The following is a 26,467-nucleotide window of genomic DNA, read 5'->3' on the forward strand; positions in this document are numbered from 1 at the left end:
TTTTTATGAGTATAGCTACGCAAGAATTTGATGCTATTGTAATTGGTGCTGGTGGTGCTGGTTTAAGAGCATCTTTTCAGTTGTCGCAGTCAGGTTTTAAAACAGCTGTTGTTTCTAAAGTTTTTCCTACTAGATCCCATACTGTTGCAGCTCAAGGTGGTATTGCAGCGGCACTAGGGAATGTTGAGTTCAATGACGGGTTGCCTTCAGATGATTGGAAGTGGCATATGTATGATACTGTTAAAGGTTCTGACTATATTGGTGATCAAGATGCGATCGAATATATGTGTGAACATGCGCCGCAGTCAATTATTGAGTTAGAGCATATGGGTATGCCTTTTTCAAGACTAAAAAACGGTAAGATATATCAGCGAGCATTTGGTGGTATGTCTAGAAATTATGATCCCGCTAATCAGGCAGAGAGAACTTGTGCTGCAGCTGATAGAACTGGGCATGCGCTTTTGCATACTCTGTATCAGGGTAATCTTTCTCATAAGACTGATTTTTATACAGAATGGTTTGCTGTTGACTTGGTCAAGGCTGATGATGGAAGTGTAGCTGGTGTAATAGCTCTTAGTATAGAAACAGGAGAAACTGTCTTCTTAAAGGCAAAAATTACAATATTGGCTACTGGCGGAGCAGGTCGTATATACGAATCTAGTACTAATGCTTATATCAACACAGGTGATGGTATGGGTCTTGCTTTAAGAGCAGATTTACCACTTCAGGATATGGAGTTTTGGCAATTCCACCCTACGGGTATTGCTGGAGCGGGAGTTCTGGTTACTGAGGGTTGCCGAGGTGAAGGTGGAGTACTGCGTAACAAGGATGGTGAAAGATTTATGGAGCGATATGCTCCTAATGCCAAAGATCTTGCTTGTCGCGATGTTGTGTCGCGCGCATCTCAACAAGAAATCATGGAAGGTCGAGGTGATACTTTCTCTGGAACAAGTTGTGTATGGTTGGATTTGACTCATCTTGGTGAAGAAGTTATTGATGAGAGATTACCTACAGTTAGAGAGTTGGGTAGAACTTTTGCTGGTATTGATCCTGTTGAGAAGCCAATACCAGTTGTACCCACATGCCATTATCAAATGGGTGGAATACCAACTAATAAGCATGGCCAAGTAATCACTCAGGTGAATGGTGAAGATAAGGTTATTGGTGGTTTATATGCTGTTGGTGAATGCGCTTCTGTATCAGTGCATGGTGCAAATAGACTTGGTAGTAACTCTTTATTAGATTTGGTTGTGTTTGGTAGAGCTGCAGGCATGCATGCTGAGCAAAGCTTGAAAGAAGGTATGCCTTCAAAAGAAGTTTCGCAAGAGAATATTGAAAAAGCTACTGCTAGAATCACTAAGTGGGATACTTCTGAGCAAAGAGGTTGTCAAGAAAAAATAGCAGTGCTTAGAAAAGAGCTTCAGCAGACTATGCAACAATACTTCTCGGTGTTTAGACAAGAAAGTACAATGAAAGAAGGTCTTGATAAATTATTCAAAATTAGAGAAAGACTTGATAATGCTGTTTTGGAAGATAATTCTAGAATTTTCAATATGATGAGAATAGAAGCTTTGGAACTGGATAATCTTGTATTGACTGCGATAGCTACAGCGAAGTTAGCACTTGAGAGAAAAGAATCTAGAGGTGCACATTCGAGAGTGGACTATCCTGAAAGAGATGATAAGAACTGGATGAAGCATACGTTGTATTTCTTAGATGGTGATAAGACATCACAACGTGATGTGAATATGTCTCCTACTAAGGTTAAAGCTTTCCAACCAGCAGAACGTAAGTATTAATACGAGGATTTGATAAATGGATGTAAGATTTAAAATTTATAGATATAATCCAGAAGTAGATAAAAAGCCATATTATGATGAGTATACTGTCACAGTAGAAAATGAGGGAGTTAAAGTCTTGACTGCTTTGGAGCTTATCAAAGAACAGGACCCTACATTAGCTATGAGAAGATCTTGTAGAGAAGGTGTTTGTGGTTCTGATGGCATGAACATTAATGGTAAAAACCGTTTGGCATGTATTACCTCAGTTGGAGAGTTAAAACAACCAATTAAAGTTAATCCTCTACCGGGCTTACCAGTTGTTAGAGACTTGATTGTTGATATGAAGCAGTTCTACAAGAACTATGAAAAGGTTAAACCATATCTTATAAATGATGAAGAGCCTCCTGTCAAAGAAAGACTACAATCACCTGAAGATAGAGCTAAATTGGATGGTCTTTATGAGTGTATTCTATGTGCATGTTGTACAACATCATGTCCGTCTTTCTGGTGGAATCCAGATAAATTTATAGGGCCTTCAGGTTTGTTACAGGCATATAGATTTATTGCTGATTCAAGAGATACTGCTACGGAACAAAGGCTTGAAGACTTAAAAGATCCGTTTAGTCTATTTAGATGTAGAACTATTATGAACTGTGTTTCTGTGTGTCCTAAAGGTCTTAATCCTACGGAAGCTATCGGTAAGATCAGATCTGCACTATTAAAGAAAAATGTGTAAAATTTAAAACCTGACATTTAGGTATTTATATGAAAAAAAAACAACCGGATTTTAGTCAGTGGTTGGAAACAACCCAGCTCTTCGGAGGTAATTTAGAATATCTTGAATCAATATATGATGATTATATTATGGGCAACTATGAGGACATTGATCCAAAATGGTTGTCCTTTTTTGATTCTATAGCTAGTTCAACTGATACTGTGCATCGCGACTTGGTTGATGAGTTCAAATTTTTGGCTAAAAATAGATCTACTGCTACGACAGTTATTAGTGGTGAGGGTGATGTAAGCTTAAAAGCAAAAGCTCTTGTAAAAGCTTATCGATCTCATGGCTACAAATCAGCAAATATTGATCCATTAGGATTAATGAAGTATCAAAGAGATTCTGATCTAGAGTTAACTGCGCATGGGCTATCTGAAAAAGATTTATCTGAGAAAGTTAATCTTGGTGAATTTACTGATAATAAAGCTATTACACTGAAAGAAGTAATAGCTAAAGCTAAGGCAATTTATGAATCTAGTGTAGGTTATGAGTATAGATACATTGGTAATAAAGAAGAAAAATTATGGCTTCAAGATAAGATTGAAAAAAACTTATCTACAGAGAAGTCAGATAAAAAATGGATTTTGCAACAGTTGGTTGCAGCAGAAGGCTTAGAGAAATATTTAGCATTAAGATATGTGGGTCAAAAAAGATTTGGCCTTGAGGGTGGAGAATCTTTAATTCCATCTCTTCAACATGTTATAGAAAAAGCTGTATCTAGACATTCAACGAGATTTATCCAATTAGGCATGGCTCATAGAGGTCGCTTGAATGTTCTTGTGAACGTTATGGGTAAAAATCCTAAAGATTTGTTTGAAGAGTTTGAAGGTAAGAGAAGCGAAAAGAGCCTGTCTGGTGACGTCAAGTACCATATGGGATATTCGAACTATAGATGTATTGATGGTAAAGAGGCAAAAATTGCACTAGCGTTTAACCCATCTCATCTTGAAACGGTAGATCCTGTTGTAGAAGGTGCTGCTAAAGCTATACAAGATAAATTAGATGGTAATGTGTATAACAAAGTGCTTCCTATATTGATACATGGAGACTCAGCTTTCTGTGGGCAAGGTATTGTAATGGAGACTTTTGGTTTTTCTCTTACTGAAGCGTATGGAACAGGCGGTACAGTTCATCTTGTTGTAAATAACCAAGTTGGTTTTACTACTAGTAGTACATTTGGCGTGAATAGAAGTAGCAACTACTCAACGGATATTGCAAAAATGGTAGATGCACCAATCTTTCATGTAAATTGTGATGATCCTGAGGCTGTACTTAAGGTTGCTGATATAGCTCTTGAATATCGCATGAAATTTAACAAGGATGTAGTTATTGATTTGGTTTGCTATCGTAGAAACGGACATAATGAAACTGATGAGCCTTCAGGAACTCAACCACAGATGTATGAAGTGATTAAAAAGCTTCCTTCGACATTAAAATTATATAGTGAAAAACTTCTTAGAGAAGGAGTTGTTGATGAGAATCTTCTTGCACAATTAAATGCTAACTATCGTAGTAAGCTTGATAATGGTCAAGTTACCATAGATATTCTTGATAGAAAAGTTGTAAAAGATAAGCTTAATGTCTGTGATTGGTTGCCATATATTGGTAAGCAGGAGACTAAGTATACTTACCATGCAATATCTGAGGATAAACTCAAAGAGTTAGCTTTGAGAATGAGTGAAGTATCTGAAGAAGTCAAGGCTCAGATGCAGGTTAAAAAAGCTATAACAGATAGAGTCAAGATGGCGAATGGCGAGCTTCCATTAAACTGGGGGTTTGCTGAATCTCTTGCTTATGCAACATTGCTTGATGAAGGTTATTCGGTAAGGATATCTGGAGAAGATAGTGGTAGAGGAACATTCTCTCATCGTCATGCGGTTGTTAAAAATATGGATACTAGCTCACAACTAAGAGAATATATTCCACTTCAACATATTAATGGAAAAGTTCGATTTGATGTTATAGATTCTACATTATCGGAATATGGTGTTTTAGGATTTGAATATGGGTATAGTTGTTATAGTCCAGATTCGTTAGTAATTTGGGAAGCTCAGTTTGGTGATTTTGTAAATACAGCTCAAGTAGTTATTGATCAATTTTTGGTGGCGGCTGAAGAAAAATGGGGTATCTTGTCAGGGTTGACACTATTTTTACCTCATGGCCAAGAAGGTGCTGGTGCTGAGCATTCTTCAGCACGTTTAGAGAGATTTTTACAATCATGCGCGAATAGAAATATGCAAGTTTGTACTCCTACCACTCCAGCACAAATCTATCATTTGCTGAGACGTCAAGTGATTAGACCGCTTAGAAAGCCATTGATTGTAATGACACCTAAGAGTTTATTAAGAAACCCTATGGCTGTGTCTACACTAGAAGAGCTCTCAAAAGGTAAGTTTGAATCTATTATAGATGATGCAAGTGCCAATAAAGAGAAGGTTAAAAAACTTATACTTTGTAATGGTAAGGTTTATTATGATCTAATTGCTAAAAAGCAAGATGCTCATGAAGATGTTGCTGTAGTAAGACTTGAGGAGTTGTATCCGTTCCCACAAGAAGAACTTGCAGATATTTTTGCTAAGTATAAGCATGCTGACAAGGTGGTGTGGCTACAAGAAGAGCCTCAGAATAAGGGTGCTTGGTATAATATTAGACACTTCATAGAAAAGCTTGTATTAAAAAACCAAGAGTTGCTGTGTGTCGCGAGAGAGAGATCATCTACTCCTGCAGTGGGCTATCATGCGTTGTACGTCAAACAGCAAGAAGAAATTATTAATAGAGCTTTAGAAATTTAAAATTTAAGTTGTTACTAGGAGTAAGAAATGATTGAATTAAAAGTACCTATGTTTCCAGAGTCTGTCGCAGATGGCACATTAGCTCAGTGGAATAAAAGTGAAGGTGATTTTGTTGAAGAAGGCGATATAATTGCTGAAATCGAAACCGATAAAGTGGTTATGGAAGTTCCAGCTACTGCTAGCGGTATTCTAAAAGGAATCAAAAAGCAGGAAGGTGATACAGTCTTGTCTGAAGAATTTTTAGCAAATATTGATACTAATGCTTCAGCTTCTGAGCCAAAGCAAGAAGTTGTTGCAGAGGTTTCTTCACAAACTTCTGGCAAAGAAGTAGATGTTAAAGCACCTGTTTTCCCAGAGTCTGTTGCAGATGGTACAGTTTCTGAGTGGCATAAGCAAGAAGGTGATGCTGTAGCAGAAGGTGATATTTTAGCTGAGATCGAAACAGACAAAGTGGTCATGGAAGTTCCAGCGACATCTAATGGAGTTTTATCAAAAATATTAAAACCTGCTGGTGAAACAGTTCTTTCGTCAGAGCTAATAGCAAAAGTTATTGAGGGCGCAGTGGCATCTGCAGCACCTAAGTCAGAAACAAAAGCCCAGACTGAGGATAAAGGCAATGATCCTCATTTAGTTCCTTCTGCACGTAAAGCATTTAATGCAAGTGGATTAGATTCTGCTGCAAGTATTGAAGGTACTGGTAAGAAAGGACGTATAACATCTGAAGATGTTAAAAAAGCGGTATCTAGTAGCAAGCCACAACAGCCTGCTATAGTCGCTAACCAAGGTCCAAGATACGAGAAAAGAGTTAAGATGACTCGTTTACGTCAAACTATAGCAAATAGATTGGTTGAGGTTCAGCATACTAATGCAATCTTGACGACGTTTAACGAGGTTGATATGAGTGCAGTTATGGCGCTTAGAAATAAATATAAAGATATATTCCTTAAAGAGCATGATACAAAGCTTGGTTTTATGTCTTTCTTTATTAAAGCAGCAACTGAAGCACTTAAAAAGTTCCCAGATGTTAATGCTTCTATTGATGGTGATGAGATTGTTTATCATAACTACTTTGATATTGGTATAGCTGTTGGTACAGATAGAGGCTTAGTAGTACCTGTTTTAAGAGATACAGATGGTAAATCTTTAGCAGAGCTTGAAGCAGATGTGCTTGATAAAGCAATTAAGGGTCGCGATGGTAAATTAAGCCTAGAGGATATGCAAGGTGGTACGTTTACAATTACTAATGGTGGTACTTATGGATCTATGTTATCTACACCAATCATTAACTCACCACAAAGTGCGATCTTAGGTATGCATAATATCGTTGAAAGACCAGTAGTTGTAAATGGCGAGATTAAAATCCGTCCAATAATGTATTTAGCATTATCTTATGATCATAGAATTATTGATGGTGGTACATCTGTACGATTCCTGAAAATGATTAAAGAATTGTTAGAAGATCCAAATAGAATTTTACTGCAAGTTTAATTATTTTTCTTTCAATTTATTCTAAAGGTATTTTTCTCATGAATTTAGATTTTATAAAAGACAGAATCGTTGCTGTGCCAGACTTTCCGAAGCCTGGTATAGTATTTAGAGATATCACTCCATTATTAGCAGATCCTCAAGGTTTAAAAATGACCGCAAAAGCTATGGCTGAAGAGTTGAAGTCGAAAGGTATAAAGCCGACAATTATTGCTGGTACTGAAAGTAGAGGGTTTATTTTTGGGGTAGCACTTGCAGAAGCTTTAGGCTTAGGATTTGTTCCTGTAAGAAAACCAGGCAAGCTTCCTAGAGAAACTTACAAAGTGAGCTATCAATTAGAGTATGGTAGTGATAGCTTAGAGATTCATAAAGATGCTTTTAAGCCTACAGATAAAGTACTGGTTGTCGATGATCTGTTAGCAACTGGTGGCACAGCAAAAGCAACTGTTCAGCTTATCGAAAAAACTCAAGCAAGTGTCGTAGGTCTTATATTTGTAATAGAGCTTGAAGATCTGAATGGTAGAAAAGTTCTTGAAGGACACAATGTTTCAGCATTAGTAAAATATTAGGAGATGATTGTGGCTAAGTATTTTGGTACAGATGGTATTCGTGGTGAAGTAGGTAAATCTGTTATAAAAGCAGAATTTATGCAAAAGCTTGGAAATGCGGTTGGAGCATTAATAAATGAAAGGGATTATCCGAAGTTTGTTATTGTCGGACAAGATACGCGTAGTTCTGGTAATTTTTTAAAATTTGCTTTAGTTTCAGGTCTAAATGCAGCTGGTATAGATGTGATTGATCTAGGTGTAATCCCTACACCTATTGTGGCTTTTATGACTGTTAAATACAAAGCAGCTGTTGGATTCGTTATCACAGCATCACATAATAAGTTTACTGATAATGGTGTTAAGCTTTTTTCATCAAGTGGGTTTAAATTAGATGATGCTCTAGAAGAAGAAGTAGAAGCTAAAATTGACTCTGATTTTATTTATCAGGCAGAGTGTAAGTTTGGTAATTATAAGATTGCTGAAAACTTTATAGATGGGTATATTGAAAACTTATTTGAAAGTTTTGGTTCTTTGGTTAATTATAAAGGTAAAGTTGTCATAGATTGTGCTCATGGCGCTGCTTCGAATCATTTTGAAGCATTGCTTGATAGATTTGGTATTGACTATATTTCTATAGCATCTAATCCAGATGGTTTAAATATAAATGTTGATTGTGGGGCGACTTGTACCTCAAATATTAAAAAAGCAGTTAAAGAGCATAATGCTGATTTAGGGATTTCTCTAGATGGGGATGCAGATAGAATTATTATTGTTGATGAGAATGCTCAAGAAATTGATGGTGATGGAATATTAAATATTATTGCTCAATATAGTAATATTTGTGGTGGTACTATTGGTATTGTAGGTACACAGATGACAAATATGAGTTACGAAAATCATTATAAAGCAAATAACATACCATTTATTCGCTCTAAAGTTGGTGATAGATATGTTCTAGAAGATTTGGTTAAGCATGGCTATAAAATAGGTGGAGAGTCATCAGGGCATGTTATCAACCTAAATTTTGGAACTACAGGTGATGGTTTGTCGACAGCTATTCAGTTGTTAGCGATTTTTTCGCAAAGTGATAAACCAGTATCAGCGTTTAAATTACCTGGTGAATTAATGCAACAGACTATGATCAATGTTCCACTTAATTTTAAAGTAACATCTGATGATTTAGCTAAGCTAGCTAGTGATGTTGCTAAAGCTGAAGAGCGATTAGGTAATCGAGGACGTGTACTGTTGAGACCTTCAGGAACTGAGCCCGTTCTGAGAGTTATGGTTGAGGCAGATGCTAAAGGTTTAGCTACAAAAGAAGCGGAGCATTTGGTTGAAAAGGTAAAACAAAAATTGGTGTAGATATGCAAAAATTAATAATGGGAAATTGGAAAATGAATGGTAGCTCTGCAAGCATTAAAGAGCTTTGTAAGGGTATTTCAGAAGTCGATTACAATAGTGAAAAAGTCGTTGTTGCTGTTTTTCCTTCAAGTGTATATGTTAAAGAGGTGCTTGCGCAGCTTCCTAAAGAAATTGGGGTAGGTCTGCAAAATATTACTTTCTATGATAATGGTGCATATACTGGAGAGTTATCTGCAGAGATGTTGCATGATGTTGGTTGTAATTATCTACTTATAGGACATTCTGAGAGAAGATCTTTGTTTGGTGAAACTGATCAAGATGTTTTCAAAAAACTTAATAAAATTATAGATATAACAGTTGTGCCAGTTGTATGTATAGGTGAGTCGCTAGAAGATAGACAAGGCGGAAGGTTAGAAAAAGTACTAACAACACAATTAAGTCTAATATTAGAAAATTTGTCTATTGAGCAACTTGCTAAGGTTGTAATAGCTTACGAACCTGTTTGGGCTATAGGCACAGGAGTTGTAGCATCATTAGAGCAAGTACAAGAGACACATCAATTTATTCGTTCTCTTGTAGCTAAAGTTGATGAAAATCTTGCTAAAAATATGAAAATAGTGTATGGTGGTAGCCTAAAAGCTGAAAATGCTAAAGATATATTAAGTTTGCCAGATGTTGATGGTGGCTTGATTGGTGGAGCATCTTTGAAAGCTTCTGAGTTTAACGAAATAATAAATCAAGCAAATAAAATATGTACGGAATAATTTTAACTATAGATATTATCGCAGCTATCGCTATTGTAGCTCTAGTTTTGCTACAACAAGGTAAAGGCGCTAATATGGGTGTTTCTTTTGGTGCAGGTGCTTCTAATACTGTTTTTGGTAGTAAGGGAGCAGCTTCATTTTTATTTAAAATGACGGTATTCTTTACGGCAGTATTTTTTGTATGTTGCCTTACTTTAGGATATTTAGGTAAAAGTCAAAATACAACCGCTAGCGTAAGTTCAGTTAGTACTGATAACTCTATAGCTAGTCAATATGATCAATATCAAAAAGAGATTGATCAAAGTTCTACTAGTACGAAAAAATAAAGTACTCTATTTAGCACCGGTGGTGGAATTGGTAGACACGCCATCTTGAGGGGGTGGTGTCCGTAGGACGTGCGAGTTCGAGTCTCGCCCGGTGCACCAAAATCTAGAATTATTATAAAGATAATTTTCTGATAATATAACAAATACATATTGTTCTTTAGTTTTTTTAGTATGAGCCAAAATTATGGAAAAGTTGTTGATAAGAATGTAATAGAAGGTACAAGATATTTCATATCTTTAGTTGAATTAGGCTCGTACACGGCAGTAAAGAATTACTACTCTGTTGAAATTAGTACAGTTCGAAATAAATTAGAACTTCTTGAAAGTTATTTAGGAGTTAAATTAACTCGTCCAAGTCGTAATAAAATAGATATAACAGATTGTGGTAAAAAATATTATTTATCGTGTAGCAAACTATATACAGACCTGCAAAATACCATACTTTCTAGTAAATATAAGGGTATTGATAAACTAAAATATATTCGGCTCTTTGGGACAAGAGCTTTTGTTGAATATATTTTGCCTAATATTCATCAAATAGATGATAAATGTGAGTATATTTTTACTTCGGATACGTATTTATTTGATCAAACAGCTAGCTATTTATATCAATTGTGTAATTATGATATAGCTCTTATAGCCGCTAAAGATTTAGAAAAAATAGATCAGGATAATTGGATAGTTTGCGCAACTGTTGATTCAATTAGTCTGCCATCAAAGATTTATGTTAATCAAGAGTTAATGAGTCGATATGATTTAACTAATAATCCACAAAATATTTTCAATCTACCTTTTATTTTGCGTGGAGATCATACAGCATTTAGTCTTAATGTTAAGATTAAAGGTAAAACTACAAGTAAGGCAATTGAGAATATAAGATATATTGTCGAGGATGATAATTATAAGGTTATGCTTATTGAGCAGGGACTTGGAGCAGGTATTTTATTAGATAATTATTCGCAAATTTCTAAGTCAGATATAGTAGCCTTAGATAATATTATAAGTGAAACTTTTCATGAAAAAGTTGTTGTAATAGTCTCGAAATATATTTCGAATAAAACAAAAATCATTAAGTTTCTAAGAAGACAGGTAGATAGCTATGTAAATACTATTTTAAATGCATAGTTTTTTCAAAGAATATGATTTAGAGTGTTTATATTTGTTAGTTTAAGTAAATATATCATTAAGATTATCTATTAAATATTTTTCTTTATTGATAACATAACAGTAGTGTATTAAAAGGTATATAATTAATTGAACTATCTATGAGTAAACATGCTAAAGAAGTTGTAGACAAGAATGTAATAGAGGGTACGAGATACTTTATATCCTTAGTAGAGTTAGGGTCTTATGCAGCAGTTAAGAGCTATTATTCAGTTGAAGTTAATACTATTAGAAATAAGTTAGAATTATTGGAAAGTTATCTAGGTGTCAAACTAATTCAATCAGGTAGCAATAAAGTAGAAATAACGAAGTACGGTAAAAAATACTATGCATCTTGCCATAGATTATATATAGATTTAGAAAATAGTATTCTTTCTAGTAAATACAAAGGCGTTGATAAGCTAAAGTATATACGCATTTTTGGTACTAGAACATTTGTCAATTATATTTCTCGAAATATTCATGAGATAGATACTAAGGATGATTATACATTTACTTTTGATAGTTACTTATTGTATCAAGCTAATAGCTATATTTATCAATTAAACAATTATGATATAGCTCTTATATCATCTAAAGATCTTGAGAAAATAGATCAAGACCATTGGATGGTTTGTGCAACTATAGATTCGGTGAATTTACCATCTAAAGTGTATGTTAATCAAGAATTATTAGATAAGTATGATTTGAAAGCGAATCCTCTAAGGGTTTTTGAGCTTCCTTTTATTATGCGAAGAGATCAATTATCTTTTAGCTTAAATGTTACAGTAGATGGTAAGGATACAAGTCAAAGTATTAAAAAGATAAAGTATCTTGTTGAGGATGACTTACATAAAGTTTCTCTGATTGAGAAGGGTTTGGGAGTTGGTGTTTTGTTAGATAATTATGCACAGATATCAAATTCATCTATTGTTGCTGTAGATGGAATTACAACAGAAACATTTCATGACAAGCAAGCAGTAATAGTATCAAAGCATGTTAGAAATAGAACGAAGTTAATAGAATTTCTTCGAAAACATGCTAAAAATTATGTTAGTACTGTTCTTGGTCAATAGCTATTGGTCTATATATCATTGATATTATAAATTCATAATGGTAACTTAAAATCATCTTTGAAAAAATAGGTTAAAAATGAGAAAGGTTCTAATAACTTCTAAGATGATTTTATTGACGGTAATATCTATGTCAGTTATGTACGCAGATGATACTCCATCATCAACAGCAGTTCCCATTAGTAAGGTTGTTGCAAATATATACTCTCAAGGCTACCCAAGTATCAATAAAATCGAGTTTGATGATGGAATATATAAGGCAAAAGTTATTAATGATGTCGGCAAAGAAGAGTATCTGTATATAGATCCGAATACAGGTAAAGTTCCTTTGCCAAAAAATGACTCAAAAGAAATCAATATGAGTGATGCTATAGCTGCAGTACCTAATGATAGATGTAAAACTATTACAGGCGTTGAAGACGAAAGTGATGTTTATGAGGTTGAATGTGTAGATACTGCTAATAAAGAGGTTAAAGTATATGTTGATGCTATTAGTGGTAAGATATCTCAAATTGAATATGATGATTAAATAAATATATTTATACAGTCATTTAAGAATAAGTAGCCCTTATCTGTAGGCTTGATATTATCTTTATTTACTTTGAGTAAACCTCTGTCTATAGCTGTTTGTAAATTGTTTTGTATAATACTCCTTGGTAAAAAAGTTTGCCTTTCAAATAGATCAAAGCCGAAACCATCTCGTAAGCGAAGGGTGTTGAGCATAAACTCATAGATTAAATCATCCTGACTGACAACATTTGAATCTTTTATATAGTTATTTGCCTGTGAATATATTTTGGGATGTTTGTGTTTCCAAGTTCTTTTAATCTCGTTGGTTTGAAGATTTGTAATCTTACTATGAGCTCCAGCACCAATACCTATATAGTCACCGAAATTCCAGTAATTTGAGTTATGAACTGATCTTAAGTTATTTTTTGCATAAGCTGATATCTCATATTGATAGTACCCAGCTTCTTGGAGTAGTTTTTTACCAGTTATTTCAATTTTTTCTAGAGTTTCTTCGTCTGGTAGTTTTGGAGGCTTTGCTGCAAAAAGAGTATTTGGTTCTATAGTTAGTTGGTACCAAGATATATGTGTTGGCTTCATTACGATTGCTTGAGAAATATCAAAAATTCCATCTTTAAAGCTCTGATTAGGGAGACCATGCATAATATCAATATTAAAATTCGAAATGGTTGAATTATTAATTTCTTCGATGACTGTATAAACATTGTCACAATTATGAATTCTACCTAATAACTTTAGCTTTTCATTTTGAAAGCTTTGCACACCAATGGAGATACGATTTATACCGATATTTGCATAGTCTGAAATAGATCCACGTTCGACAGTACCAGGATTCATTTCTAGGGTTATTTCACAGTTGGGACTAAGCTTTGCATTATTTTTTATATGTTGTAAAACTTTGCCGAGATAATCTGCCTTAAAAAGTGAAGGGGTACCGCCCCCTATAAAAATACTTATAACTTCTCTATCTTGTAGATCTTTTAGATGAGTATCAAAGTCGGCAATTAGTTTTTTGTAATAATCTTGTGAGAGGTATGTATCATCTTTGATTGCATGTGAGTTGAAATCACAGTAAGGGCATTTACGTACACACCAGGGAAAGTGTATGTATATTCCTATTTGTTTGTTTATATTAAACATCTTATGCCTTAAAGATGAGAAATTTACTAACAACAAAAGTATATACAGCAACTAATCCCATTGTTATAAATAGTGCAAGTAAATATTGTATATGTAAAAGATGAAGCAATACATAATATATGCTTTCATTAAGAGCTAAACCTATCATGACATTAATGAAAAATTGTGTGGCAGCCTTTTTATGTGATTGAGTTGTTGTTGAGAATGTCAAAAATCTATGTCCAAAGTAGCTGACATTAAAAGCAATAAGAAATGCAAAAAAATTTGCTACCATAGGCTTGAAAATATCAAGTTCAACCAAGAACCATACAATAACGAAGTTAGTTATTGAGGCTAATATACCTATAATAATAAAGTAAGATAATTGTTTTTTTAACATTAGTTTGTGGAGTTTTATAGTAGTTGTTTATATTATAACTATTAAAGAGAATTTTATAAGGGAAAGTTCAGTGGAAATAATTAAATATCAATTGGGAATTGTTGAAGGCTTACCATCATCTGCTTTATATATGATGTTTAGTATCAATAAAGAGAATGATGTTAAGTTTGGATTAAAGGTATTACAAAAGTTTGTTGATGGTAAGAGTGTAGTTGCTGGATTTGGTAAAGATCTTTTGCAAATGTTTGATCTTCCTAGTGATGATAATTTCAAAAGAGCTAAATTCAATAGTGAAAGAATGCCTGATAATGATGGTTATGACTTGGTACTTTGGTTAAGAGGAGATGATCGAGGAGAGCTATTTCATAATGCACTAAACATTAGAAAAGCATTACAGGATTTCTTTACTGTAGAAAAAATAGTTTCTAGCTATACCTATCATGGCAAGTATGATTTATCAGGATTTGAAGATGGTATTGAGAATCCTAAAGGTGAAGAGATTGTTCCATCATCAATAATACCAGAAGGTGAGTTAGAGGGGTCGAGTTTTTGGGTTCTTCAACAATGGTTACATGACTTTGATTGGTTAAATAATGCAAGTCAATCAGCTAAAGAAGAATGTATAGGTAGGTCTCTGGATGATTCTCATCAATTTAAGGATTTGAAAGACTTCGCTCATGTTAAGAGATCTGCCAAAGAAAACTTTGATCCGGAAGCAGAATTGCTAAGAAGATCAATGCCTTGGTCAGATAATAATCTAAATGGAGGGTTTATGTTCTCTGCGTTTGCATTATCATTTAGATCATTCAATTTACAGATGGGCAATATGCTCGGAGGTAGTGATGGTATTGTTGACGGAGTCTTTAAATTTTCTAAAATTATTGAGACAAGCTATTTATGGTGTCCACCTTTCAAAAAAGGTAGGCTTGATATTTCATTATTAAAGTGATGCAAAATAGTTGAAAGATTATATTTTATATACAAATAGTCATTAACAGGTTAAAATATACGCGTGTTATGCAAAAATTAATTAGTATCTACGGAGGTTAAAGCATGTCTGATATTAAAAATATCACTAAGCTACAGATAGAGGAAAAAGGAAAGAAATACTCTCTGTATAGCTTAAAGAAACTTTCTCAAGAGCTTGGTAAAGATGTAACTCGTCTTCCTTACTCTATCAGAGTATTACTTGAAAACCAACTAAGAAATATAGATGGGTATAAAGTAAAAGAAGATGATATGCATAAGGTTTTAGATTGGGACGCTAAAGCTAGCTCAAGACCTGAAATTCCACATATGCCAGCTAGAGTAGTGATGCAAGACTTCACAGGTGTACCAGCTGTAGTTGATTTGGCAGCAATGAGAAAGGCTATCAAAGATGCTGGTGGCGATGCTGACAAGATTAATCCTCTTGTAGATACAGCTATGGTAATTGACCACTCTGTACAAGTTGATTACTATGGAACAAAAACAGCTTTAGCGCAAAACGTTGCTAAAGAATTTGAAAGAAATGGTGAAAGATATAGTTTACTTAAATGGGCTCAGAAAGCATTTGATGATTTCATAGTTGTACCGCCTGGAATGGGTATTATTCACCAAGTAAACCTTGAGTATCTTGCAAAGGGTGCATTGGTTAAGAATGTTGATGGAGAAGATGTTATTTATCCGGATACATTAGTGGGTACAGATTCACATACTACTATGATCAATGGTGTTGGTGTAGTAGGTTGGGGTGTAGGTGGTATTGAAGCTGAAGCTGTTATGCTTGGCCAACCATATTACATGGTTCTACCTGATGTAGTAGGTGTTAAGCTTACTGGTAAACTAAAGACTGGTGTTACAGCGACAGATTTAGTACTTGAGATTACTGAAGTACTTAGAAAGCACGGTGTTGTTGGTAAATTCGTTGAGTATTATGGTGAAGGCTTAGAGAGTTTATCTCTACCAGATAGAGCGACTATCGCAAACATGGCTCCAGAGTATGGTGCTACTATTGGTTTCTTCCCTGTTGATGAAGTCACGTTAGACTTCTTTAACAATACAAATCGTAGTGAACTTGTTGATGCTGCACGTGATATGTATAAAGAGCAACTATTATTTAGAGAAAATCCAGCAGAAGAACCTGAATACTCTAGTTATGTAGAAATTAATTTATCAGAAGTTGAATCTAATCTCGCTGGTCCTAAGCGCCCACAAGATAGAGTTACTTTCCATGATATGAAAAAGGCTTTCAAAGAAGCTTTAGTTCACGAGCAAGGTTTACATGGTTTTGGTTTAACTGATGAGCAATTACAAAAGTCTGCTGAAGTAAAAGGTCTTGGTGAGAAAATCACTCATGGCTCACTTGCTATTGCTGCAATTACTTCATGTACAAATACATCTAACCCTTCATTACTGTTAGGTGCTGGATTACTAGCTAAGAAAGCAAATGAGAAAGGCTTAAAAGTTAAACCTTTTGTTAAAACATCATTAGCTCCAGGATCCCAGGTTGTTACTCAATATCTTGAAAAGGCAAACCTATTGCCAGAGCTTGAGAATTTAGGATTTAACCTTGTTGGGTATGGTTGTACTACTTGTATTGGTAACTCTGGTCCTCTAGATGAGCCTGTAGTAGAAGCTATTAATGAAGCTGATCTTGTAGTAGCTTCTGTAAGTTCTGGTAACCGTAACTTTGAAGGTCGTATCAATCCTCATGTTAAAGCGAACTATTTAGCTTCTCCTATTCATGTTGTTGCTTATGCTTTAGCTGGTACAGTTGACTTTGATCCAGTTGAAGATGCTATTGGAACAGATGCTGAAGGCAATAATGTTTACTTAGCAGATATTTGGCCAACCACAGAAGAGATTGCTGCAATTCAGTCTGATGTAATCAACTCGGCAATGTTTGAAAAGGCTTATGCTACTGTACTTGATGGAACAGAAGATTGGCAAAAACTTGATGCTCCTGAAGGTAAGCTTTATGAGTTTGATAGTTCTTCTACTTATATTCAATGTCCAAACTTCTTTGAGAAGTTTGCGGAAGGTAATGATGATTTAGATATCAAAGGAGCTAGAACTCTACTTATGTTAGGTGATTCTGTAACTACAGATCATATCTCACCTGCTGGAGCAATTCCAGAAGAGTATCCTGCTGGACAATATCTAAAATCTCATGGTGTTGAGAAAAAAGATTTTAACTCTTATGGTTCACGTCGTGGAAACCATGAAGTTATGATGAGAGGTACTTTTGCCAATATCCGTATCCGTAACTTACTTTTAGATAATGTTGAAGGTGGATATACTAAGTATCATTTTGATGGTTCACAACAGTATGTTTTTGATGCAGCTATGAAATATAAGGAAAAAGATATTCCTTTAGTAATTTTGGCTGGTAAAGAGTATGGTACTGGCTCATCACGTGATTGGGCTGCTAAAGGTACATTCTTACTAGGTGTTAAGGTTGTTATAGCTGAGAGTTATGAAAGAATACATAGATCTAACCTTGTAGGTATGGGTGTATTACCTCTTGAATACGTCGATGGTCAAAATGCTAAGACTCTAGGTTTAGATGGTTCGGAAATGTTTAATATCAAGAATTTAAACAATATTCAACCTCGTCAAAGAGTAGTTGTAGAAGCTGTACATCCAAAAACTGCACATACTACAACGTTTGAAGCATTAGCTCGTTTAGATGCGGATGTTGATGTTGATTACTTGAAGAATGGTGGTATTTTACAAACAGTTCTTAAAGATATCATGAATCAAAAAAAAAAATCTAGTTCAGTAAATACTGATAGTAATACTTGTTCTGGAGATTCATCAGAGTCTTCTTGTCCATTTTCAAAAATGGCTAATTTCTTTAAAAAACTATTCAAATAATTAATCTCTGAAAATTATTTAGTTCTCTATTTTTTTTATTCTTTAATAGTGATAAAGTTTCACTATAATTATTAATTATATTTTTATATATGATAAGAAAACTACTAACTCTTTGTGTGCAAAAAAAAGCATCAGATTTACATCTGTCATCTGGGTGTAAAGCCAAGTATAGAATTGATGGCGACCTGATCGATATCGAAACATCTCCTATATTAAATGATAAGATGATCTCACAAATGCTCTTGGAGATCATGACAGATGATCAAAAAGATGAGCTTATAGAAACTTATGAATGTGATTTTTCGATCGATGATAAAGATAATGATGCAAGATTTAGGGTTAATGCTTTTTTTCATAATCGTGGCTATGGTGCAGTATTTCGTCGTTTAGAAAATACGATCCCTACTCTAGATCAGTTTGGAGCACCACGGATTCTTAAGGATGTACAAGCGAAGCAAGGAGGATTGATTCTTGTCACAGGACCTACAGGTTCGGGTAAAAGTAGTACCTTAGCAGCTTTAGTTAATGAGATAAATCAGAAAGAAGACTCTCATATTTTGACTATTGAAGATCCTGTTGAATTTGTACATACAAGTCAAAGAGCTTTGGTCAATCAGCGTGAGGTTAAAAGAGATACTAAAAGCTTCAATGCTGCATTGAAATCAGCATTAAGGGAGGATCCAGATTGTATCCTAGTTGGAGAGATGCGTGATTTAGAGACAATACGTTTGGCTCTTGAGGCTGCTGAAACAGGTCACCTAGTATTAGGAACATTGCATACCATGTCAGCGATTAAAACTGTGGATAGAGTGATATCGGTATTTCCACCAGCTGAGCAGGAATTAGTCCGTAATATGTTAGCAGAATCTTTACAGATTGTAATATCTCAGCGTCTTCTTAAGCGTAAAGGAGGAGGTCGTGTAGCTGCGTATGAGGTTCTTATATCTAATACAGGTATAAGAAACATGATAAAAGAAAACAAGCTTTCTCAAATCTATACAGCACTACAGACTGGTACAGCAAAAGGTATGGCCACTATGGAGCAAAGTATTGAAAATCTTCTTAAGGCAGGAACAATAACTCCAGAAGAAGCCGCTAAATATATAGTAGTAAGGTAAAATATTATTTTGCATAGGATTTAGAGATTTCTTTAATTCGATTTGCTAACATACAGACACTAGTGAATGCTGATTCAACATGACCTTTTATACACTAGTTCACCATATGCTGAGATATTTTGGTTTGTATCAATAAAAGTAGTTAGTAGTATTTTGTTTACCTATATTTGCATAATGCCAAGCATGTAGTGATCTATACTCTAGTCTGTTTAGATTTACAGCTTGGAGGCTACTATAATTAGAATCTCACAATAGTTCGCTATTCTCAAGTAAGCATAATCTAGATTAAGAAATTGTAATGTTACTTAATCAGATTTTATAAATATAATACTAAGTATAAATTGAGACATTGGGAACTCTTATGAAAATGGTAGTAGCAGGTGGATCTGGGTTTGTAGGTAGAGAGCTATCAAAACAATTAAGTTCGAAATATAGATTGACTCTACTTACTAGATCACAAAAGGCTAAGATCGGATATTATGATGATTTAGTAACTTGGTCTGAGCTTGATGAGGTTAAGATATCTGATTTTAATATTGTTATAAATTTATGTGGTTATAACATTGGTCAGAAGCGTTGGAGTGACTCTGTTAAGAATAAGATTATATCTAGTCGTGTAGAGCTAACTACTAGGTTGGTTGAGCTTATAGGTAATAAAAATATTTGGCTAATTAATGCTAGTGCCATTGGATATTATAATTTCTCTGATATACCTCAAGATGAAGATAAGCATGATAGAAAGTTTGATAACTTAACTTTTGGTCAACAGGTTGTTGATAGTTGGGAGAAATGCTTGATAGAGTCTCAGCTAGTTAGATATACAATCATGCGCTTTGGAGTTGTTATTGGAAATGGAGGTGTTCTTGAAAAAATGATTATGCCTGCTAAATTTGGTTTTTTGACAAGTTTGGTAAAGGACATAATTATATGACTTGGATAAGTGTTCATAACTTATCAAGAGTGGTTGAATTTATTATAGATAATAAGCCGGATAAAAAAGAAATATATAATTTGACATCGCCCGAAGCTTGCCAACACAGACATTTAATAGAGCTTCTAGGTAAGTATCTAGCTAAAAAACATATAATTAAGATCCAAGTACAATAATTAAACTAATGTTTGGTCAGATGGGTGAAGAGCTTTTATTATCTAGTCAAAATATAAAGCCAACTAAATTACAGCGTGAAGGTTTTGAATTTGATGATCATGAGATCTCAAAGGCTCTAGAGAGATATATTTAATCTTCTTGTTTATGCTCAATAGGGATTTTTACTGTAACAGTTATACCTTTGCCATCAGTATTATTCTGTGCAAATATCTTACCGTCATGGAGTCTTACGATTTCAGAAACTATTGCTAATCCAAGTCCACTTCCCTCCTCACCTGTGCCTGTTTCTCGATAGAATCTATCAAAAATCCGTTCAATATTTTCAGGAGGCACGCCTATACCATTGTCTTTAATTTCAACGACAATGTTATCATCTTTTTGGAAAGAATGTATTTCAACAAGTCCACCATCAGGAGTGTATTTAATAGCATTAGATATTAAATTTTTAAACATTATTCCTAATAAGTATTCATTGCTATAACAATATAGTTGTTCATGTGAAGGATAGAAGACAATTTCTATATTTTTTTCGATAGCCTTAATGGCGTTGTCAGCGATGAATGTCTCAAGAACAGTGTTTATCATAAGTTTTTTACCAAATGTAATTTGTTCATTTGGCTGGATTCTACTTAATGTTAATAATTGGTCAATAATATGAGAGTATCTATTTGTTGAGCTTTTTATCCTCTCTAGCTTTTGCTTGATTTCATGTATATCATCAGAAGCAAGTGCTATTTCTACCAATGTTTTTACTCCTGCAATAGGAGTTTTAAGCTCATGTGCAGCATCTCCTGAGAAACGTTTTTCTCGTTCTAAAGTTGCGTGGAATTTTTCTATTAATGAGTTAATTTGTTCAACGATAGATTTTATCTCAAAAGGTATAATATCTTCATTAAGCTTTTCATTTTTGCGAGGATTAATCTTTGCTACGCGCTTGTTTATCCTTTCTAATGGGTCAAGAGCTGTTTTTAGTATATAGTAAATAAATCCAATAAGAATTATATAAATCGATGCTAGAAGTATTGCAAATTTAAAGATAATTTGACGAGAAAGTTTATCTTTATCCGCATTATTTACAAACACTGTTATTACATCACCATTGTCAGTTCTTAGCGTATAAGTATACCAATGTTTTTGAGCACCATCATTATCAGTATAAATCCACTCAAACCCTGTTGTAGATGTAATACCATCATAGTTTTTATGAAATGATGGTAAATTTGACGTTTTTAAAAGTAATTTTTTATGTTTTCTATCATATACGATAAAGCCAACGCTTTCGTTATTGTTTTTAATATTTAAAAATGAAGACGATATTTTATTAACGATCATATCTGTAGTATTTTCGTCATCTTCTAATGGATATATTTTTAGGACAGTTTCAATAACTTGTGCTGCGGTTTTTAGTTGATAGTTAAAAAGAGAGTTATTCTGATGCTTAACTTGATAAAAGCTAAAAATAGATATAACAAGCATAAAGATCGCAAAGAAACTGGCGAAAGAAACCACAAGAAAACTTAATATAGAGCTTTCTTTCTTATTCTTAAAAAACATGCTCTTCACAAATTTAAATATTTAGTAAAAATGATTATAATCAATTTTGAATTTTATTATTAGTTTTATAATTGTTATAATCAAATATTATCATAAATAATATTGATGTAGTTTTGTTGGATAGCATGAATAAAGTAGTTGAGCCTTTTTATACAAAGTATTATGAAGCAGCTACTCTATATTTCTATACTCTAGAGGATTTGAAGTTTGACTTAGTTATCACATGCCCTCACGCAGAGTTAGGTAAAGATTTTATTGATTTAGATTTTCCTGCTATTGGACAACTTGTCAAGCTTAGTAAAGAAGAGTTAGATGACTTTTTAGCAATAGAATGTGACTTTGGTACCCATGATCTTGCTCAAGCGATAGCGCAGAGATTGTACAGTGAGTATGGGCTATATACACTTATTGCTGAGCCTTCTTTTCCTCGCTCTATACTTGATGCTGGAAGACTATATCCAAATTGTATAAGAAATATTATAAATTATGATCAGCATATTGAGCTAAAACAAGAGCTAATGAAGCTGTTTGATAAGTATATGCAGAAATTATGTCATATAGTAGCTGTTGCCAAGACCTACAATGCAGTTGCAATAGATTTACATACGATGTCTAGTTATTCGCCAAATGTAGTACAAGAAAGGTATTCAGAAGCTGTTATAGAAACTCCAGAGACATTAAAAAGATATATAGAGCTATATAAAAATGCTCACAAAGAGGGTGAAAAAAGAGTTACAGAACTCTTTACGGGAGATGCTCGCAATGGGATATTTGCCTCCAAAGACTTGATTGAATCTCTATCTCATGAATTAAAGCAAATTGGTATTGATATAGAGTATGACAAGCCGTATATATTAGCGGAGCATTTGGTGGCACATTATCTTGTGTGTGAGCTTGAGGCAGTTTGTATCGATATACCAAAAGATCTACTGTCTAAAACAACAACTGCTGATGAGCATTATGATATAGCTAATTTAGAAGTAGATCGGGATAAATTAGCATCGATGGCGGACGCATTTGCTAAAGCTGTAGCATATAAGCGGCAGAAACAACTAATAGGAGCTTAAAATATGGCAATAAAAAAGACAAATGCTGTCTCTGAGAGAATATGGGGTAAAAAAGCTATTCATATACCTAATACTACAGATATATATGGCGCAGATTTAGTAAGCTCATTTGTAAATAAATATGTTACACGTACATTATGTTTGCTTGCGAAAGATCACAAAATTATCCTACCTAAAAAGACACAGGGTGAAGTTGAGAAAATTGTTAGTTATTTTAATAATATTGGTCTTACATATATAACTATGGATAACTTTATATTCTTAGATAAGCTGATGGAGCATTACAGGTTATCTACTATAGTTATGAACTATGCTGATCAGATTCCTGAGTTTAGTGATTCTGAATATACACATATTGTGCCATTTACAGCGGCTACAGCGATTGAGTTGATTGGAATCAAATATAATAAAAATTATGGTTTGTCAGAAGCATTATCACAGTTTTTGAATGATAAATCATTCCTTAGACAAATGTTACATGATAAGGGGATATTAGTTCCTAGTGTTAATATTGTATCTACAATTAGCGATGATGATTATGTGAAAAGAGCACTAGAAATATATCGTGATTATGAGAATAAAGGTATTTATGAATGTGCTGTGATTATGCCTCGAGCTTGTTCTGGATATGGCATCCATAGATTTGAAAGCGAGAAAGAATTAAGAGATATCCTAAAGCTTATGCATAGAGTAGAAGTGTTTATGATTGATCCGTGGCTTGATAATTTAGGTTCTCCAGCATTCCAGGTGAGTATTGCAGACAAAAAAGAAGATGACGTTTGCCTAGGACTAAGTGATCAAATGCTTGATGGTCAGACACATCTAGGTAATAAATATAAGTCAAGGTTTGGTGAAGAACCAGCTGTTATAGAGCTTTGTGATCAAATGACAGAAATTCTCCGTGATATGGGGGCTAGAGGTGTAGTTGGTGTTGATCTTCTTATTCGTGAAATTAATGGTCAAATAGTTCCTTATGTATTAGAAGTTAATGCTAGACAAACAGGCGCTATATATGCGGGCTTCTTGGCTTATGATTTACGCAATGGTGAGCATAAGCCTTGGGTTGGACATAATAATGTACTTGTCCCTAAGGGCTCTACTATAGATGATTATTATCAGTATCTTAAAGATAATGGTATTGACTATACATATGGTGACAGTGAAGGTGTAATTATAACTTGTATTGGCAATCTTGATCTAAATAATAAAGTTATGATTTTAGTGCTTGCTGATACTGATGAACGTCTTAATAAGATTCTTAACATAGCAACATCTTTTGAATAAATATCTTTATTATCTCTATATCTTATTTATAATCTTAACTATCCTTTACAAAATTTGGTGAGAGTTTTGAATAAAATACCAATAGGGGTTAGCAGCTGTTTAGTAGGCAATAATGTTCGATATAATGGTGGCAATTGTCATAAATCATATATAACTGGAATATATGCTGAGTATTTTGATTATAAGATAGTATGTCCTGAGGTTGCTGCTGGTTTAGGTGTTCCAAGACCTACTTTGTTTTTAGTTGAAGATATTCAGAAAAGTATTTTATCCATAAAAACTAATAAGACTCATAATGATGTTACATATGAAATTCAGAAGGCTGTCGATATGCTTATATCAAAGCTTGATAATGTCTATGGTTTCATCTTGAAGGCAAAATCCCCAAGTTGTGGAGTTGAGACTGCACGAGTTTTTGACGAAAATCATGGTTATACAGGCATAAAAGCAGATGGCCTTTTTGTTAGAGCATTGAGGGAGTGTGATCCTCTTTTGCCGATTGAAGATGATGGTAAATTAACAGATAGAACATTGCGAGATCACTTCTTGCGTAAGGTATTTTGTTACCATAGTCTTAAAACTGAGTTTATGGCTTGTTCTGATATTACTCAAATGATGGAATACCATTCAAAGCAGAAGGTGTTATTGCGTATGCACAATAACAAGGTCAAGAAAGAACTCGGTAATATGCTCTCAGAAGCAGGCAATAAAATTAATATTGAAACCATTAAACACAGGTATATAGAACTTTTTATGCAAGCAATAGCTAAGCCAGCTAAAAGAGGGGCTCATTATATGGCGCTTCAGAATGTTCTTAGAGAAATAAATAAAAAAATTTCAAAGGCGCAAAGACAGTATTTACAGGAGTTACTTAATAAATATCGTGATTGTAAGATTTCTTGGGAAGTACCTGTTAGTGTAATAAGGATGTATCTAATAGAGTTAGATATACCCTATCTAGAGAAGCAGAGCTACTTAAATCCGTATCCAGAAAATTTAAATTATATAGAAGATTAAAGAGCTATTATATTAGTGATTAAGATCAGCATCTATTTCTTTAGGAATAACCATAGCAATTGGAAGACAAATTAATAAAAATACTATTACCATATCAAGAGCATTTTGATAACTTGTAATTGTATATATTGAAGTCGAGTCTCCAATAAGTGTCCCAAAATGAGTAAGTATATATCCTACTAGTGGTAGTAATATGATAGGGATGAAATTATTTATCATGTTCACACCAGCTGTTGCAGATCCTGCAGTTCCCTTTGGAGATATTATCTTAGCTATACCAAATGTAACTGCTTGAGGTCCAGCTGCAGCACCAAGTAAGAAGTATAGCAGAGTAAATACTGATAAATTCATAGGGATATACAGAATGATAGCTAAAAGAACAGCAAGAGATACTATGCTCAGAATTAACATACGACGATATCTATTTGTTAGTGAAGCTACAATTGCTGCTATGGTGAAGCCTACTGCAGCACCAATAAATAATACACCATTGATATGTGAAGCAGTTTCCTGATCAAGACTAAATTTAGCTTGAATTAGACCAACACCCCACAAAGAGCCTAGAACATTAATTGGTATAAATAATACGGCTCCAATTATGCTTGCTGACCAAAATTTTGTATTGCAGAAGATTTTAAAAACCTTAGTGATAGTCTCTTTAAAGTTAGCTTCACTTAAGTGAGTAAATTTCTGAACATGTTTTGGATTATCACGAATAAATAAAGCTATTAGTAGTAATATCCCAATACCAATATATGTAAACACAGCATTACCCTCTTTCCATCCTAATTCAGAAACTAAACTAGATAACATTGTATCAGTGACTAAACCGCCTAAGATGCCAACAACTGTAGCAAATCCTATAAATGTTGAAAAAAGTCTTTCTGGCAGCCACATTGCAGCCATTTTAGCAGCGCCAATAAATCCAAAAGCAGAACCTATACCCATAAATATTCTGCCAATGTAAGCAATTTCATAGTCATTTGTGGCAGAAAATAGGTAGTTGCCAAGAACACAGAATGCTGTAGCAATAGTAATTACTACCTTACGATTATACTTGTCTAAAAGCACACCAGCAGGAATCTGCATTATCGTGTAAGATATGAAGTATGCTGAAGATAACATCCCAAGCTGTGTATGACTAATACCAAAATCGCGAATTAAGTCATCTCCCATTACACCAGGAGCTGCTCGAATAAAGAAGTCGTAACTATAATTAAGAGTCGCAATTAAACATATTACCCATGCTAAAGTAGCCAATAGTTTGGTTTGAGGAAGGTGGCTTTTGCTCATTTCGAAAGTTTTATAAACTTGAACATAATTTTTAGTCTATCAAAAAAAATATAAATTTACTAATAACAA

Annotated in this window: 21 protein-coding genes, 1 tRNA gene and 1 pseudogene; 19 read left to right on the top strand and 4 right to left on the bottom strand. The window is 34.0% G+C overall.

Annotated elements, in window-relative coordinates:
* Positions 1–5: 5 nt before the first annotated feature.
* The 12 genes from sdhA to ACKTR7_RS03105 all read left to right on the top strand — a co-directional run bounded on the left by sdhA (position 6) and on the right by ACKTR7_RS03105 (position 12,581).
* A complete protein-coding gene (sdhA, locus tag ACKTR7_RS03050) occupies positions 6–1,799 on the top strand; it encodes a succinate dehydrogenase flavoprotein subunit (protein WP_407876961.1) in 1,794 nt (597 codons plus the stop codon).
* Positions 1,800–1,815: 16 nt separating this feature from the next.
* Positions 1,816–2,517 (top strand): succinate dehydrogenase iron-sulfur subunit, encoded by a 702-nt coding sequence (locus ACKTR7_RS03055; protein WP_044526930.1) that lies wholly within the window; start codon positions 1,816–1,818, stop codon positions 2,515–2,517.
* Positions 2,518–2,546: 29 nt separating this feature from the next.
* Complete coding sequence (locus ACKTR7_RS03060) at positions 2,547–5,351, top strand: 2-oxoglutarate dehydrogenase E1 component (protein ID WP_407876962.1); 2,805 nt, start codon at positions 2,547–2,549, stop codon at positions 5,349–5,351.
* 27 nt (positions 5,352–5,378) lie between these two features.
* Positions 5,379–6,839: a 2-oxoglutarate dehydrogenase complex dihydrolipoyllysine-residue succinyltransferase gene (gene odhB / locus ACKTR7_RS03065; RefSeq protein ID WP_407876963.1), complete on the top strand. Its 1,461-nt coding sequence runs from the start codon at positions 5,379–5,381 to the stop codon at positions 6,837–6,839.
* 38 nt (positions 6,840–6,877) lie between these two features.
* Positions 6,878–7,405 carry an adenine phosphoribosyltransferase gene (locus tag ACKTR7_RS03070; protein ID WP_407876964.1) on the top strand — a complete coding sequence of 176 codons (528 nt, stop codon included), beginning with the start codon at positions 6,878–6,880 and terminating at the stop codon, positions 7,403–7,405.
* Between the two features lie 9 nt (positions 7,406–7,414).
* Positions 7,415–8,746: a phosphoglucosamine mutase gene (gene glmM / locus ACKTR7_RS03075; RefSeq protein ID WP_407876965.1), complete on the top strand. Its 1,332-nt coding sequence runs from the start codon at positions 7,415–7,417 to the stop codon at positions 8,744–8,746.
* 2 nt (positions 8,747–8,748) lie between these two features.
* Positions 8,749–9,510: a triose-phosphate isomerase gene (gene tpiA / locus ACKTR7_RS03080; protein ID WP_407876966.1), complete on the top strand. Its 762-nt coding sequence runs from the start codon at positions 8,749–8,751 to the stop codon at positions 9,508–9,510.
* Positions 9,498–9,836 (top strand): preprotein translocase subunit SecG, encoded by a 339-nt coding sequence (gene secG, locus ACKTR7_RS03085; protein ID WP_004287001.1) that lies wholly within the window; start codon positions 9,498–9,500, stop codon positions 9,834–9,836. Before tpiA ends, secG begins: the two co-directional genes overlap by 13 nt.
* Before the next feature lie 13 nt (positions 9,837–9,849).
* Positions 9,850–9,935, top strand: a tRNA-Leu gene (locus ACKTR7_RS03090).
* Positions 9,936–10,007: 72 nt separating this feature from the next.
* Complete coding sequence (locus ACKTR7_RS03095) at positions 10,008–10,961, top strand: LysR family transcriptional regulator (RefSeq protein WP_407876967.1); 954 nt, start codon at positions 10,008–10,010, stop codon at positions 10,959–10,961.
* A 140-nt stretch (positions 10,962–11,101) separates the two neighbouring features.
* Positions 11,102–12,055, top strand: coding sequence for a LysR family transcriptional regulator domain-containing protein (locus ACKTR7_RS03100; protein ID WP_407876968.1), 954 nt, complete (start codon positions 11,102–11,104; stop codon positions 12,053–12,055).
* 76 nt (positions 12,056–12,131) lie between these two features.
* A complete protein-coding gene (locus ACKTR7_RS03105) occupies positions 12,132–12,581 on the top strand; it encodes a PepSY domain-containing protein (protein ID WP_407876969.1) in 450 nt (149 codons plus the stop codon).
* On the opposite strand, the gene hemW is transcribed toward ACKTR7_RS03105, so the two are convergent.
* Both hemW and ACKTR7_RS03115 read right to left on the bottom strand, forming a co-directional pair.
* Positions 12,578–13,720 (bottom strand): radical SAM family heme chaperone HemW, encoded by a 1,143-nt coding sequence (gene hemW, locus ACKTR7_RS03110; RefSeq protein ID WP_407876970.1) that lies wholly within the window; start codon positions 13,718–13,720, stop codon positions 12,578–12,580. The two genes, ACKTR7_RS03105 and hemW, sit on opposite strands and share 4 nt — an antisense overlap.
* A gap of 1 nt (position 13,721) precedes the next feature.
* Positions 13,722–14,099 carry a GtrA family protein gene (locus ACKTR7_RS03115; protein ID WP_407876971.1) on the bottom strand — a complete coding sequence of 126 codons (378 nt, stop codon included), beginning with the start codon at positions 14,097–14,099 and terminating at the stop codon, positions 13,722–13,724.
* Between the two features lie 70 nt (positions 14,100–14,169).
* Between ACKTR7_RS03115 and ACKTR7_RS03120 the strand changes: the two genes are divergently transcribed.
* The 4 genes and pseudogenes from ACKTR7_RS03120 to ACKTR7_RS03135 all read left to right on the top strand — a co-directional run bounded on the left by ACKTR7_RS03120 (position 14,170) and on the right by ACKTR7_RS03135 (position 20,316).
* Positions 14,170–15,048 carry a Dyp-type peroxidase gene (locus tag ACKTR7_RS03120; protein WP_407876972.1) on the top strand — a complete coding sequence of 293 codons (879 nt, stop codon included), beginning with the start codon at positions 14,170–14,172 and terminating at the stop codon, positions 15,046–15,048.
* Between the two features lie 104 nt (positions 15,049–15,152).
* A complete protein-coding gene (acnA, locus tag ACKTR7_RS03125; protein ID WP_407876973.1) occupies positions 15,153–17,957 on the top strand; it encodes an aconitate hydratase AcnA in 2,805 nt (934 codons plus the stop codon).
* 89 nt (positions 17,958–18,046) lie between these two features.
* Positions 18,047–19,075 carry a type IV pilus twitching motility protein PilT gene (locus tag ACKTR7_RS03130; RefSeq protein WP_407876974.1) on the top strand — a complete coding sequence of 343 codons (1,029 nt, stop codon included), beginning with the start codon at positions 18,047–18,049 and terminating at the stop codon, positions 19,073–19,075.
* A 361-nt stretch (positions 19,076–19,436) separates the two neighbouring features.
* Positions 19,437–20,316 (top strand): annotated as a pseudogene (locus ACKTR7_RS03135) (TIGR01777 family oxidoreductase).
* On the opposite strand, the gene ACKTR7_RS03140 reads toward ACKTR7_RS03135, so the two are convergent.
* A complete protein-coding gene (locus ACKTR7_RS03140) occupies positions 20,313–21,737 on the bottom strand; it encodes a sensor histidine kinase (RefSeq protein WP_407876975.1) in 1,425 nt (474 codons plus the stop codon). The pseudogene ACKTR7_RS03135 and the gene ACKTR7_RS03140 sit on opposite strands and share 4 nt — an antisense overlap.
* A 113-nt stretch (positions 21,738–21,850) precedes the next feature.
* On the opposite strand from ACKTR7_RS03140, the gene ACKTR7_RS03145 reads away from it, so the two are divergent.
* The 3 genes from ACKTR7_RS03145 to ACKTR7_RS03155 are packed head-to-tail and all read left to right on the top strand — an operon-like array spanning position 21,851 to position 25,105.
* Entirely contained in the window at positions 21,851–22,804 is a 954-nt protein-coding gene (locus tag ACKTR7_RS03145; RefSeq protein WP_407876976.1) for a hypothetical protein, read from the top strand.
* 3 nt (positions 22,805–22,807) lie between these two features.
* Entirely contained in the window at positions 22,808–24,088 is a 1,281-nt protein-coding gene (locus tag ACKTR7_RS03150) for an ATP-grasp domain-containing protein (RefSeq protein ID WP_407876977.1), read from the top strand.
* A 57-nt stretch (positions 24,089–24,145) separates the two neighbouring features.
* Positions 24,146–25,105, top strand: coding sequence for a YbgA family protein (locus tag ACKTR7_RS03155; RefSeq protein ID WP_407876978.1), 960 nt, complete (start codon positions 24,146–24,148; stop codon positions 25,103–25,105).
* Between the two features lie 12 nt (positions 25,106–25,117).
* Here the strand turns inward: ACKTR7_RS03155 and ACKTR7_RS03160 are convergent, their stop codons facing one another.
* Positions 25,118–26,398 (bottom strand): MFS transporter, encoded by a 1,281-nt coding sequence (locus ACKTR7_RS03160; RefSeq protein ID WP_407876979.1) that lies wholly within the window; start codon positions 26,396–26,398, stop codon positions 25,118–25,120.
* Positions 26,399–26,467 lie beyond the last annotated feature (69 nt).

The sequence above is a fragment of the Francisella sciaenopsi genome (assembly GCF_045862875.1).
GTDB classification, from domain to species: Bacteria; Pseudomonadota; Gammaproteobacteria; order Francisellales; family Francisellaceae; genus Francisella; species Francisella sciaenopsi.